Source organism: Sulfolobales archaeon, assembly GCA_038881635.1.
Lineage (GTDB): Archaea > Thermoproteota > Thermoprotei_A > Sulfolobales > AG1 > WYEN01.
Map to the genome: position 1 here is coordinate 1 of JAVZPJ010000001.1, position 14,528 is coordinate 14,528.

Annotated in this window: 10 protein-coding genes; 6 read left to right on the plus strand and 4 right to left on the minus strand. The window is 38.4% G+C overall.

Annotation, left to right across the window (positions count from 1 at the left end; all coding sequences use genetic code 11):
* The 3 genes from QXS89_00005 to QXS89_00015 all read left to right on the plus strand — a co-directional run.
* Positions 1 to 1,119, plus strand: a 1,119-nt coding sequence (locus tag QXS89_00005) for a hypothetical protein (GenBank protein ID MEM3830578.1), incomplete at its 5' end; no start/stop codon positions are given.
* Positions 1,120 to 1,308: 189 nt separating this feature from the next.
* Entirely contained in the window at positions 1,309 to 3,036 is a 1,728-nt protein-coding gene (locus tag QXS89_00010; protein ID MEM3830579.1) for a peptide-N4-asparagine amidase, read from the plus strand.
* Between the two features lie 66 nt (positions 3,037 to 3,102).
* Positions 3,103 to 5,565 carry a valine--tRNA ligase gene (locus QXS89_00015; protein ID MEM3830580.1) on the plus strand — a complete coding sequence of 821 codons (2,463 nt, stop codon included), beginning with the start codon at positions 3,103 to 3,105 and terminating at the stop codon, positions 5,563 to 5,565.
* Here QXS89_00015 and QXS89_00020 read toward each other — a convergent pair.
* Together QXS89_00020 and QXS89_00025 are read right to left on the minus strand one after the other, a co-directional pair.
* Positions 5,558 to 9,406, minus strand: a complete 3,849-nt coding sequence (locus QXS89_00020) for a hypothetical protein (GenBank protein ID MEM3830581.1) — start codon at positions 9,404 to 9,406, stop codon at positions 5,558 to 5,560. The two genes, QXS89_00015 and QXS89_00020, sit on opposite strands and share 8 nt — an antisense overlap.
* Positions 9,407 to 9,475: 69 nt before the next feature.
* Positions 9,476 to 11,047 (minus strand): hypothetical protein, encoded by a 1,572-nt coding sequence (locus tag QXS89_00025; GenBank protein MEM3830582.1) that lies wholly within the window; start codon positions 11,045 to 11,047, stop codon positions 9,476 to 9,478.
* A 102-nt stretch (positions 11,048 to 11,149) separates the two neighbouring features.
* On the opposite strand from QXS89_00025, the gene QXS89_00030 reads away from it, so the two are divergent.
* Positions 11,150 to 12,352: a thiolase family protein gene (locus QXS89_00030; protein MEM3830583.1), complete on the plus strand. Its 1,203-nt coding sequence runs from the start codon at positions 11,150 to 11,152 to the stop codon at positions 12,350 to 12,352.
* A 4-nt stretch (positions 12,353 to 12,356) separates the two neighbouring features.
* Positions 12,357 to 13,091 (plus strand): ATPase domain-containing protein, encoded by a 735-nt coding sequence (locus QXS89_00035; protein ID MEM3830584.1) that lies wholly within the window; start codon positions 12,357 to 12,359, stop codon positions 13,089 to 13,091.
* 5 nt (positions 13,092 to 13,096) lie between these two features.
* Here QXS89_00035 and QXS89_00040 read toward each other — a convergent pair whose 3' ends face one another.
* Entirely contained in the window at positions 13,097 to 13,456 is a 360-nt protein-coding gene (locus QXS89_00040) for a hypothetical protein (GenBank protein ID MEM3830585.1), read from the minus strand.
* Positions 13,457 to 13,553: 97 nt separating this feature from the next.
* On the opposite strand from QXS89_00040, the gene QXS89_00045 reads away from it, so the two are divergent.
* The gene (locus QXS89_00045; GenBank protein MEM3830586.1) at positions 13,554 to 13,769 is read left to right on the plus strand and encodes a hypothetical protein; all 216 of its coding nucleotides are present in this window, start codon (positions 13,554 to 13,556) and stop codon (positions 13,767 to 13,769) included.
* Positions 13,770 to 13,794: 25 nt separating this feature from the next.
* Here QXS89_00045 and QXS89_00050 read toward each other — a convergent pair whose 3' ends face one another.
* A complete protein-coding gene (locus QXS89_00050; protein ID MEM3830587.1) occupies positions 13,795 to 14,487 on the minus strand; it encodes a TIGR00296 family protein in 693 nt (230 codons plus the stop codon).
* Positions 14,488 to 14,528: the final 41 nt, after the last annotated feature.

Here is a 14,528-nt window from a genome sequence, read left to right on the forward strand (position 1 = left end):
GACGCTATATCTTCTGTGAATACTCACGTGAGCAGATGGACTGCTGATAGTAATGGTGTTCTCACAGCAAGCTATCCAGGTGTTGGCGTGATAACTCCAGCTCTATGGATACCTGTGATAGAACCTGGAGCATATGCTATAAAGCTCATCTTCTTCAATGGAAGCACATATGGTGCGACAATGGCTGGCTATGTATTTGTCATCAACAACCTATCAAGAGTTGCAACAACGGAGCAGGTTTCAAGCATTGTAAGCTCTTCAACAGCAGCCATATTACAAGCTCTAAGCTCTCTAGATAACAAGCTATCAGCCTCCATAGCAGAGCTCTCAGGAAGATTAGATACATTAACATCGCTCCTTACCTCGCTTAACTCCAGCTTATCAACACAGATAAGCTCTCTATCATCGCAGATAGCATCAGCGAGATCAGATATACTGAACTCCATCTCATCGGCAAGATCAGATATACTGAACTCTATAGCATCAGCGAGATCAGATATACTGAACTCTATATCCTCTGTAGACGCTAAGGTATCAGCTCTTCAGACATCTGTAGCAGGATTATCTGATAAGATCGATAGCCTGACTACGACTATCAACAGTGTAGTAGCTACGCTAACCAACGTGACATCAGGACTTAACACAGTGTTATCACAGCTGAAGAGCTTAAGCGACCAGCTCACAGGAACACTGGCAACACTAACAACAACTGTGAGCGGTCTTTCAACGGCTGTCAATGATCTGAAGACATCCATAGCCACAGTCAGTAGCAAGATAGACACAGTAAATAGCAAGATAGACACACTATCAGGAACTCTGACAACCCTTTCAAACACCTTGAATACGGTTAATAGCAAGGTAGACACACTATCAGGAGCTGTATCAACTCTGTCAAACAATGTAAATACTGTTAGCAGCAAGGTTGACGCAGTGAGTAGCAAGATAGACACTGCTTCATCAAGTCTTAGCAGTGCTATATCAGATGTGAAGAGCAGTCTCTCATCACAGCTCGGAACAGCTTCAATAGTACTATACATAGCAGTAGTACTGGCACTACTATCATTCATATTCGCACTGCTATCCTATCTATCAGTGAGAAAGGCAACTATATCTAAATAAGCGCGAGTAGAGATCGCATCAGATAATTTAAAAAATATATTTTTTATATTGTATCCATCTCACAAGCTTTTACTCTGAAAACAAGATTTTTACATTAGAAGTCTTCAATAGCTTCTACATTTTATCATAATATTCTATCGGATGAAGATTTATAAGGGTATTATTTTCAAAATTTTTGAGTGTGACTATATGAAAGAGGTCTATACAATCCTTAGAAGAATAATAGTCCTAGCAGTATTTCTAATAATTCTAATACCTTCAACACTTAATGCCGAGAGCGTGAGCATAGTATACAGAAATCCTAGAGAGTTTTCCTCATACTGGTCTTTCGAACCTTTCAAACCACTACCACCTCGAGATGTGGAGCCTGTCGTGGTTAAGATATTCGAGAACAGAGAGTTTGCGACCACAGGATATACTCCTATAAGTACTGTGATTGACATACCTCCGGGAAGCTATGGCAGAGCTATTCTCAATGTAAGTCTGAGACTTACAGATAGACAGTACGATAGAATACTCTGGATCTTTGCAAACGGCATTCCCATATGGTGGGGATCTACAGTGCAGAGACTCAACTCAACAGCTGAAGCTGATGTCACTCTCTTCCTGAATCTCTTTAGAGGTCGTGTCAACTTCAGCATGGTTCTAGCCAACTGGGTTGTTCCAAATATTGCTCCAGGAGTATTCATTGTCAATGTAACCCTCTACCTCTACCCAGGTCCCACACCTAGATGGGTTCCAACAGATTACATACCATTATTTAGAGATCCTGATGGAAATTCACTCGCCGAATTCACCCCAGATAGAACTACTATAAACACCTCAGTATCACTTCCAGAGGGGAGCTACAGAGTTGCGGCATACCTCTTCACAAAACCTGGAAGACTTGATGAGTTCTTCTACGCCAACATACCATCGGTTAGAGACATACTAGTATACTATAATGAAAGGCTTTCAGGAGTTTTCCACGTGTTCCCAGTAATATACACAGGAGGAATATTCCCACTATACTGGAGACCTATGACTTCTGTGAATACCCACTATACTAAAAGTCCTGAGATAATAGATCTCACACCAAATCTAGTAGACGGTTTGAATGCTAATCTAAGCCTTAGAATAGTAGGAGTGAAGGAGGCTAGCTACAGAGCATCAAGCCCTTACTTTAGTGTGATTATTGGAGGAGCTCTACTGGTGTGGAGAGATCCTAGTGTGAGAATATTCGGAGGTTCTCTGATATCTTCAGAAGCTTGGTATAATACTTCTAGAAGTATAATTGATGTAGGAGATAGATCTTATTACACTGAGGTTGCAAGATACAGAATATCATACACAGCAAGACTTAATACAAGTTCAGGTATTCTAAATATATCAACACTATCAACAGGATACACAATCTCCACTATACTCTCAGGAAGTGATTTCACAAATCTAACACTTCTTCAGAGCTTTATAAACTACGCTACAAGCCCTGGATCTGGTTCTATAGAGAGATTTCTCGAGAGGCAGATAGGAACATGGTATATTGATCTGAGAAGCATTTATAAAGAGATCCTCGTATCTCCCACTAGAGAGATACCATATGAAGAAGATCTTGTGGAGACAGATCTTATAACTGTCACCCAGACCACTATGATGAGATTTAGAGTTGGTGATGACTGCTATAGAGAGGATATAAGCGAGAGTGTATATGTTGAAGGAAGTTTCTCGGTAAGACTAAGAGTAATAGATCCTCATGGAGGTGCTGTGATCATAGGACTTTCATCAGCTCAATCAACAACGAGAAAAACTCTTGACGCTACAATACTCTATAATTTCCAGGGTTATAGAGAGAGATTTAACATCGTCACAGAAGCATCTCTGGCAAAGATCTTTGGAGACTTCAAAGAGTTCTATATCGAATACATGTTAGTTCCATAAAGACCTTCTTCTAAAGAGAATTTTTTTATCTCTCCTCCTAAAATAGGTTCTAGGTGCTATCTTTAGGTGGATAAGACCGGTCTACAACCACGTATTAAAGAGACTAGGTGGAGAATAGATCTTGAGGTAGAGATATTAAAAGAATGGGAGAGAGAAGGACTTTATAATCATGAGATCTATGGAGATCCCGAGAAGATTATAGTTGTAGACACACCCCCACCATATCCTTCGGGTAGATGGCATGTAGGAGCTGCAGCACATTATGCTCATATAGATATGATCGTGAGATATCTAAGAATGAAAGGCTTCAGAGTTCTAGCTCCATGGTATGCTGATAGGAATGGTCTTCCAGTAGAGATACTTGTTGAGAGAGTCAGAGGTGTTAATCCTCATGAGATGGCTCAAACACCTGAGGGTAGAGAGAGATTTCTAGAGATGTGTAGAGAGGAGCTTGATAAAATAGAAGGAGAGCTTGTGAACATATGGAGAAGACTTGGATGTTCTTTCGAGTACTGGAGGAGTGGAACTGATAGTCCTGAGTATAGAATGATTACTCAAACAACATTTCTAGATCTCTTTAAGAGAGGATTGATCTATGAGGCTGAAAGACCTGTCTACTGGTGCCCCAGATGCAGAACAACATTAGCTGAAGCAGAGTTAGAATATACACCTCAGGATCTGAAGCTCTACTATATTAAAATAGAGATCTCAGACGGTTCAGAGAAGATTATAGCAACTACAAGACCAGAGCTTTTAGGTGCAATGGTTGCTCTAGCATACAATCCTAAGGATGAGAGATATAAGGGCTTAGCAGGATTAAAAGGTGTTGTTCCCATATACAGGTATGAGGTTCCTATAATAGAACTCGACGATGTAGATCCTAGTTTTGGAACAGGTTTCATGATGATATCAAGCTATGGAGATATAAGAGATGTTAGAGTTGTGAGAGAGCTAGGTCTCAAACCAAGAGTTATAATAGACAAGAACGGTCTTATGAACGAGCTTGCAGGACCTTTGAAAGGTCTTTCAATTTCAGAGGCTAGAGATAAGATCGTGAGCATGCTCAGAGAAGAAGGTTATATAGTTAGAGAGGAGGTTCTAAGAGGAAGAGATATTCCAGTATGCTGGAGATGCAAGACTCCTATAGAGATAGTACATTCAAGAGAATTCTTCTTAAAGCAGTTAGAGTTTTCAAAGGATCTTCTAAAGATAATAGATATGATAGAATTCTACCCTAGCTTTCATAAGAAGAAGCTCGTGGAATGGATACAGAGTCTTAGAATGGACTGGCCCATATCAAAGACCAGATACTACGCAACAGAAATACCTCTTTGGAGATGCAGCAGCTGCGGAGGTTATATAGCTCCAGAGCCGGGAAGATACTACAGACCTTGGAAAGAACCTCCTCCCGTTGATAGATGTCCTTATTGTGGAGCTTCTAGAGAGAAGATCTATGGAGAGAATAGAGTTTTCGATACATGGTTTGATTCAAGTATTTCAGCACTTTACGCGAGTAAATGGCTTAGAGATAGAAAATTCTATGAGAAAGCATCTGAATTTATAATAAGACCTCAGGGGTATGATATTATAAGAACATGGCTTTACTACTCTATACTAAGAATCTACCAGATCACAGGAAAACCAGCGTTCAAGGTTGTAAGAATCAGCGGCATGGGCTTAGACGAGAAAGGTGAGGCTATGCATAAGAGCAAGGGTAATATAATAGATCCAGAGCCTATCATAGAAAAATACGGAGCTGATGCGATAAGGTTCTGGGCAGCTTCATCGGCTAAGCTAGGTTATGACTACAGATACAATGAATCTATTATAAGAACAGGATCTCTATTTATCACAAAGATATTCAATATAGCTAGATTTATATCATTCTTCGACAAACCCTCTAGAGATGAGGTGAGACTGAGAGAGATAGATAAAGCACTTCTAAAGAAGCTCAACAAGGTAATAAGAGAGTGTGAAAACAGTTTTAGAGAGTATGATGTGTTTAATGCGATTCATAGTGTGTATAACTTCACGTGGGATATCTTTGCGAGCAACTACATAGAGATGATCAAAGGTAGAGCTTATAACAATGATAAGAAGTATAGTCTAGAAGAACAGAAGGCTGCATGGTATGTTCTTCACGAGACATTATCGATAATACTAAGACTTCTAGCTCCTATAATGCCTTTCGTAACAGATTATCTCTGGAGAAGAATATATGGATCTAGGAGTATTCATCTAGAGAGATTTCCACAACCTATAGCAGATTATGATTCATTCAACGAAAAAACACTCGATCTAGCGGTTGAACTTAATAGCATACTATGGAAGTATAAGAAGAGATCTGGCGTGAAACTCTCACAGCCACTAGATAGAGTAGTTTACATAAGCGATCCAGAAGCTATAAGTATTGTAGAAGAGTTGAGAGATCTTCATAAGATAAAAGAGATCAGAATAGGAGAACCTGAGAATCTCGAGAAATTTGAGAACTTAGGCAGAGGAGTTTTCATAGAGAGAAAAACTATATAACCTCCTCCTCTAATCTCTTCAGAATAACTCTTCTCAGCCACATTCCTATAATGATTATAGCTATGATAACACCTATACCAATATACAGTAATGTGAATCTAGAAAGAAGTGTAAATATTGTAGGACTTAGCACTATAAGCCTCTCCCCATCTTCATTAACACTGAGAGCAGTCTTACTAGGTATATATCCATTAGAATCCACAGAAACCTCATAAGAACCCGCCACAATCCTTACACTAGCGATTCCATCAATAGTGCTAACCTTATAAGAGAACGCTGGGTTCTCAAGATTCACAAGTTCTATAAACGCATTCTCAGGCTGATTAAGATCATTAACAACTCTAAATGTCAACGTGTATAATCTTCTATAAAGCTCTATAGATGTGTTTAAGGGAGAATCCACTCTACCGAGATTCTTTCCCACGCTTTGATAGAGATCCTTATTCTCATCAGATGGATCTATTCTCAGACTCACATCATAACCCTTAGGAACCGATACCTCGAATACAGATCTGTTTACTATAAAAGTAGTGTATGCTCTTCCTCCAACATAGATCATCACGTTAAGAGATCCTTTGATCGGTACTCCAAGCTGATCTACCAATTGTATCCCTATAGGTATTAGAATACTCTCTAGAGAAACTCTATATATATTAGTATCATTAACAAGATTTGAAGGATCTATTCTTATAGTAGTGTTAACATAATTAGTTGCATTAATTAGCACTATGAAGAATCCGTAGGGTAGTGTGATCTCATAAACACCACGACTGAGAACACCTGAAAACTTCATATCTTCTCTTTCAATGCTGGATATCGTTATGAAACCTTCTACAGGATCTCCGAACATATCTACAACCTCGAATCTAAACCTATAGAGAAGTCTGTCAATTCTCAGAGTAATAGAACTATCATCGGTAAAATTCATCGTAAACTCCTGAGACTGGTAGATATTCAAACTAGCATCCGTAGGTCTTATCACAACCCTTAGAGATCCTGTTGGGATCCTGATACTCAGATTACTCGTATTAACAACTCCTCTGAACATCTCTATACCATCTATATAGACCACAACATTTAATGGAGCTATGATCCTGCCCGATACAGGGTCTACAAGATTTATGTTTAAATTCTTCTTAACAGGTTCTACAGTGAATAAGATATAAGTAGAATTGATCGTTATCTCTCCATAAGTTGTGTTAAAATACTGAGCTTCAAGAGGTGATACCGTTATAGCATATCTATCATATGTGACATCATGAATAATAGCCTCACCAAGATCATCGGTCATAGCATTATATTCAGCGCCTGTTCTCATGTTCTTAAGATATATGAAAGCTTTACCAACATTCCTACCATATACATCTCTAAGAATCAGCTTTGTATCGAATGTAGTGGGTATGATACTTAGACTTCTATCCAGGTTTGCAAACAACTCTATGTCAGCTGAAACAGGCATGTAGAATATAGAGTCAATGTTAATTCTGTAGAAGCCAGCTGGCAGTATATAATATCTCCCAGGTGTTATAGCGAATCTCATGCCAGACCAGAAAGGTCCATTGAATATTATGCTCATATTAATAGCATCAGGATCTATCTGACTTCCATCAAGACCGTTCACAACATTCACTCTAGCAACATATGTTTTCGCGATAAGATCTCCGTATAAAATACCAGGGCTATCTACGATAATAGATCCGAGAGCTATTACATGGTCTCCGTAGAAGAGGTTTACAGTGTAAACCCCTTTAGCCATGTATATGGGAAGAGGATTAGAAGTGAGAGGCAGCTTCATACTATAGTTAAATCCTGTGTTAATTATCTCTACAGACAAACCCGAACCGGAAACCGATATAGGAGGTAGTGTGAACGTGGAATTATCAACTCTCACTCTTATAAATAGATCTATGGGAATAACGGGGGCGAGAAGAAAGATTTTTTCACTAGATCTGTTGAAGTCTACCCCATTATAAACTTCTCTCCCAACCTGAGCACTCTCGAGAATGATCGAATATGTTGAATACGGAAGATAGACAACACCTACAGAGCCGTTGACAGAAGCTCTAGCAATCTCAACACCTCCTTCGAAAAATCTTAGAACACCTGAAATCTCTATATACCTCTTTTCAGCAGATTGAATCTCAGGTATGATACTTATGGTAAATCTATCTATAGGACATCTTAACATGATTCTCCTCGCGTCAAGCACCATAGCAGTTCTACTACCTACGAAGACATTGTATGAGGAATCTCTTGAGATATAGGTATAGAGAAGAGTTGAATCTACCGGGTAACCTGAATACCCACCACTTCGAAGACATGGTATGAGTAGATTATTAGATATCCTAAACAAATGTGATCTTCCATCTTCGGTAGATACTGAGAGTATATTATCAGATGAAAGACTTATATCTGTTATTAAACTGCTAAATACATAAGAAGATGATGCAACATGCCTGGCAAGAGCCGGATCATATGAGAATAGATATAATCTTGAATCTAATGATACCAGGATCATAGAACCATCGCTTGATACCATGGAATTCACGGTAGAGAGATCTGATATAGGTGTGTAGTATCTCACATAATCCTCTGAATCAACTCTAATGATCCTTAGATTACTATCATAATAACTAATGTATACACCATCTTCTGAGAACATCAGCGAGAGAAATCTATATGGATATATGCTCTCCATAACCTCATAGAAGAAGACTCTTTTTATATTAGAAGGAATTATTAGTGTACTAAGTTTAGTTATATTATAAGGACTTCTAGATAGATCTATACTGATAAGAGATATGAAACTCCTAGGAGGCACTCTCTCAAACAACTCTGAAACACCGGCTCCACTTAACATTACAATTCTTATAGATCTAACCTCATCAGGATATCTAGGTCTCGTTAGAATTATAGAATCTAAGAATGTTTGATACATAGGATGTGTTACTCTAAGCTCATAAATAGAACCATTAGGATCAAGTATAGGTACATCGAGTTCCACGCTTCCATTAACCGAGATCGCTTTATAATATATATCTCTATTACCCGTATACGTTAGAGTTATAATAGCATTATCAATAGGATTACCATTCTGATCTGTTATATTTATAATAAGCCTGATCTTGGGAGGTGTATAGATCATGAAGATCCTTGAGACATCATAGCTTATCAAACTACTGCTAACTCTTATAAGAGGTGATATATCTACGACAGAAGCAGGGTAGAAACCAGCTAAAGCGCTACTTTCTATAGGACCTATCTCAAGCCATCTGGGAGAGGCGTATTTATAAGCGTAAATAAAAAGACCATCGTAAGCTACTATATAATACTCTCCACCGATTCTACCTATGAAAACTTTTGATATAGGATATCTAGAAGCCTGGATATATGTGATCTGATCTAAATTAAGATCTATTACATCAATCTCGCCGAGCTCCGTACCCACTACAATAAATCTACCGCTACTATCACTTGAAGAAATATAAGTAGCTCTACCATGAATAATGTAATCTCTAAAAGAATATCCAGAGAGATCTGATGAGAATCTAACCACTCTAATAACATCCCCAGAAGAACTTCTACCAGCTAGAACAAGAACCCTATTATCCATAGAAAGAACTTTGTAAACATCTAGATCTAGAGATGCCAGTCTTGCATAATACAAGTTGGACATACTCGTTTCCTCAGTACTAGTCTCAGCTCTGACTAACGCGAGATTCTGAAGATCTGAGTGTTCGCTAGTGAGGTAGAGATTTATAGGTAGTATGTATGCTAGGATAAAAACTATCATAATAACTCTTAAGAGAATTCTAAGAGTAGTTACTTCTCGAACTCTCAAGATCCCGCCATTAAAAAATCCTTTTGAGAGCTTTTATTATACTATTATATAGATCGTAGTAGACCATATCTAGATATAATGAAGATGATCTCTGATAACCTCATATTGTCTTGCAGTAGTCTCCTCAACCATGCTACCAAGATAAATCCTATCCCAAGGAAGATCTTCTCCGTATCTATATCCCTCGAAAACGTATCTCGTATCAATCTCTCTGATTATTCTCATGAAATAACTAATCTTCCTCCCAGATCTACTCCACTCAGCTAATATTCTTCCCAGTGGTTTCGGAGATAATGCTATAACAGCCTGGACTATACTCCATTCTATATCTAGAGGTCTTGTATCGATAAGCCCTCTCAATTCTCTACGGTAAACATCTAGGATCTTTCTAAGTCTTTCTCTATCGCTCATACCGATCCACTGGAAGACTGTTTTAGGCTTCGGGATCAGAGGATTGAGAGATAGAGATATTCTTTTATTTCTCTCACGCGCGTGTCTTGCTATTCTTCTGAGAGCTTCTATATTAGCTTTTACATCATCCTCCTTCTCCCATTTCACCCCATAGATCATATATATCTTGAGATCAAAACCTTTGTCAAGAATTTCTATAATTCTTCTCTCTAGAAGTTCTGAAGATTCTAAATACTTGAAGAAGCCCCTCCTAACTTTGAAGCTAAAACTTTCCGGAGCTATCGTCACTGTTCTCTGACCGAGTCTCTTGATAATCTCTAGTAAGTCTAATGAGAATAGATACAGATCATTCAATCTAATAGAAGGTATGGAAGCTATATAACCCTCTCCAGCGAGATACTCAAGAAATCTAACTTGATTAACAGAGGATGGTGTTAGAAGAGAGTAAATCACAACTCTTCTACCGGATATAGTATATCTAGATCCTTCTTCAAGAATTCTCTTGAGAGTCTCATAGCTTCTCTCTCTATAAGGTTGAGTAAGTCTACTTTCCATGCAGAAAGAACACCAGAACTTACAACCTCTACTGATCTCAAGCTTGAAACCTCTTCCAAACACAGGTTCAATCTCCATATTTTCTATCTGTCTTATTGGGTAGAATGATCTATCTAGATCCTGGACATATCTTCTGATAACTCTTTCCTCACTATATCCAGGCACATACACGTACTCCAATTTTGAAAGCTCTTCAAGAAATCTTTTCTTATTATCTACATACTCTAGTCTTAGATCTATTATCTTATCTAAAGTGTTCTCAGCCTCTCCTATCACGAAAGCATCTATAATATCCTCGAATGGTATTGGATTAGCCATGATACCAGGACCTCCAGCTATTATAGGTGTCTCTCTCACATTTCTGAAGAGAGGGATTCCTCCAGCGTCTAAAATACTCAGCAGATTAACTATGTCGGGTTCGTAATGTATGCTTGTTATATATAGATGAAAGTCTCTTAATGGTGAGCCGGTCTCAATACTCCTAGGATCAAATTCTCTACCTTGCAACCTCTCTGCATGAAACCTCTCTAGATAGACTTCATCTCTAGAATTAACCAGATGATATATGGTATCTGTTGCAAGACTTGATATCATTACTTGATAGAGGCTGGGGTATATAAATGCTATTCTAAGTCCTACTCTCATAGGGTTTTTCTTTACTATGTTTACCTCCATACTCCTACAACTAGTAACAATATACTCCTCATCAGAAAAATATTTCTTCAGATCTCTGGTTAATATCTTTCTAGAGCAGATCTACATGGGGGCTTTGTTCTCATGATAGTTAGATTCAGGAATGTAGTTGTTCTAGAAGCTCTGAGAACACCTATAGGCAGGTTTGGTAAGTCTCTGAAGGATCTTCATCCTTCAATTCTTGCGGCAGAACTCATTAAAGAAGCTTTAAAGAGACTAGATCTAAAACCTGAAGAATTAGACCTGGTAGCTCTAGGTAATGTTGTGAGATGCGGTTTAGGACAGCTTACAGCTAAGCAGGCTCTAATAAGGGCAGGACTGCCTCCTACTATTGAGACTATGAATATAGATATGGTATGCTCCTCAGGTATGGCATCTATAGAGATTGGAGCCTTGCACATATCTCACGGATCTGCAAGGATCGCTGTTGTAGGAGGTATGGAGAGCATGAGCTATACACCATTAATTCTCTCGAATAGATTCAGATGGGGTGTTCAACATCTTACGGGAAGAAGTATTGAGATCATAGATTCTATGGTATACGACGGCTTATCAGATCCTTTCACAGGATATCACATGGGCAAGATAGCAGATCTATTTGCCAGAAGAAGAGGCTTCACAAGAGAAGAATTAGATCTCATAGCATTTGAAAGCCATATGAGAGCTGCGAAAGCAAGAGATCATGGATTATTTAAAGATGAGATAATCCCCTTGAAAATATCTATCGAAGGTACTTCTATAGAACTTGCGAGTGATGAAGGTATTAGAGATGATACATCTCTGGAAAAGCTTTCTAAACTAAAACCAGTATTCACACCAGAAGGACCTCATACAGCTGGAAACTCTTCTCAGCTTAGCGACGGAGCTTCAATACTGATCCTAGCAGATGAGAACTATGCTAAGGAGAGAGGTTTCAAGGCTAAGGCCAGGATTCTCGGTTTCTCGGGAGTTGACACAGATCCCATGGATTTTCCAGGAGCTCCGATACCTGCTGTTCTTGAGCTTCTTAAAAGCTTCTCCCTGAGAGTATCAGATATAGATCTTTTTGAGAATAATGAGGCTTTCGCAGTGTCTACAGCTGTATTCACAAAAGATCTCGAGGTGTCCAGAGATAAACTCAATATATTCGGAGGAGCAATAGCTCTAGGTCATCCTATAGGTGCTACAGGAGCTAGGATAACTACCACGCTTATAAATGCTCTTAGGATTAGAAACCTCAGGTATGGAGTTGCATCATTATGTCATGGACTTGGAGGTGCTACAGCTCTTCTAATAGAGAGGTTGTAGGTATATGATGTCATTCGAATCATTATTTGGACTTGCCAGTCTAGATAGTTGTATTAAAACCTCTTCTAGAAATCACTTGGTTTTCATAGTAGGATCCTCTGGATCTGGTAAATCTCTTCTAATTAAGAACTCCGTGGCAGTTCATCTGAGAAGCGGTAGAGGTGCTATAGCTGTTTTACTAGATGAAGACATGGAATCTTTTCTAGACGGGCTTACTCAGATCATTCCTTCTAAAATAGTTCTAGAAGCTCTTAGCAGTAGAAAACTGAGAATAGTAGATACATTATCATCTAGAGGAGGATATACTACGATGAAGAAAGAAGAGTGGGATCTAAGAACCGCTAATCCTTCTAATCCTACGAGCATAGTAGATGTTGTGAGAATAATGCTTGAAGAAATGAGATCCTCTAATATTGAAACAGTTGTCATCATAGATTCTCTAAATGAAATATTTACATCAAGCGATCCTGTTAGAACGGCTGAGTTCGTTAAAACAGTTAAATCTCTCTTCACAAGATTCTTCAAAGTACTAACACTCATAACACTACACACAGATTCGGAAGCTATAGCAAACTGGTTCAGCGACTACACCTATCTCGCAGATGGATTAATAATTATGGGAGTAGCAGAGGATCCCAGAGGTGGCTCATATAGATTCTTCCAAGTGAGAAAATTCAGAGGCACAGAACATTGTACTGAAAGAATTGTATATAGAGTTGAATCAGGAAGAATCATGTGAAGACTCTAGATAACGCATTCTTGAGCTTGGTATATGAATTTTTCATCACTTGTTCCATAGATCTCAGGCTCTATATTGGGATCTCCTTCAGAATTCTTCTCTAAGATATTCTTTATAAACCATTCTACTGGTGGAGGGTTGTATTTTTTATAAATTCTCTTATCTATCTTGATATAAACACTTCTACTACTAAAATCATAGAGATCTTCTAGAAGACTGAATACAGGTACCGCAACCACTTTCTTCTCATATTCAAGTCTTAGAATTCTACTAGCCTCAATAGCATTTCTAAGAGTTTGATAGAAGATCTCATTCGTAGATCCCATGATCTCTATCATGACCTCGTGAGAACCTATATCATTCAAAATACTACAACCTCTAACTCTGGGGCTGGTCTAAAGAGCTTAAAAAACTATCCTATCAAGATCATAAATCTCTGATAGCTATATTAAGACTAGAAAGATGAAGAGAACAAGTATAGCGAGAATAACCATAGACAACACAATAAAAATCCTACCAGATCCCTTAATTATGATGGGTATAGGACCTATCAGGATAACTCCAAAAGCCTTACTCCTACTTTTATCAGGCTTGTACGAGAGTAGAAATAGGGCTACTCCTAGAGCTACTAGTAGTAATCCTGCTATAATGATTGTTAAAGCTAGTATCTCTATCTAAGACCACCTAGTAGAGCTTCTCATAATTATACATTGATAGCGCCACATTTATCCATATATTCTTTCACAAGATCTCTCATTATAACTCTTCCTCTAGGAGTTTCTTCTATATAGATCCTTCCTGGAATCCTATAGATCTCTGTATCCTCATCAAGCCAGCAAGAAGGCTCAAGCCCAGCTTTTATACATGTCTCCGCGAGAAAAGTCTCCACATCCCAACAATAATCAACTGGAACCTGAGGAAGCAGTATTCCACTGAATAGCTTCTTAACCATATAAAGACCGTCTCTGCCTATAGTTACTTCTTCAAGTGGTTTTCTCACTCTCTCAGGCATGCCCAGTATGGATATTTCTACAACTATTTCTTCTAACTCGGATTTCTCAACAGGATCAAATCTAGGGTCTTTGAATGCGGATGATATCGCAGATTCTATCACAGCTCTCCATAAAGGCATGTGGGGAAGCACAAATCCTATACATCCTCTCAGCTCTCTTACTCCTCCTGAGATCTTCTCTAGAGTTATGAATACAGCGCTATTCTTCTTCAGAACAGGATATTTCTCTATAGTATCAGGAGGTTCTGAAGGAGTCTCCTCATGATCTAGATAGTACTCTATAGCATTTCTAGCCATAATAATTAAAATTTTCGCAATTTCTTCATCTATATCCTCCGGCTTGACCATATTCTCGGCATTATATCTTCCTATAAAAATACTCATATATCATCCATATAGAAAGAATTACAGTGGTAGCTAAAAAC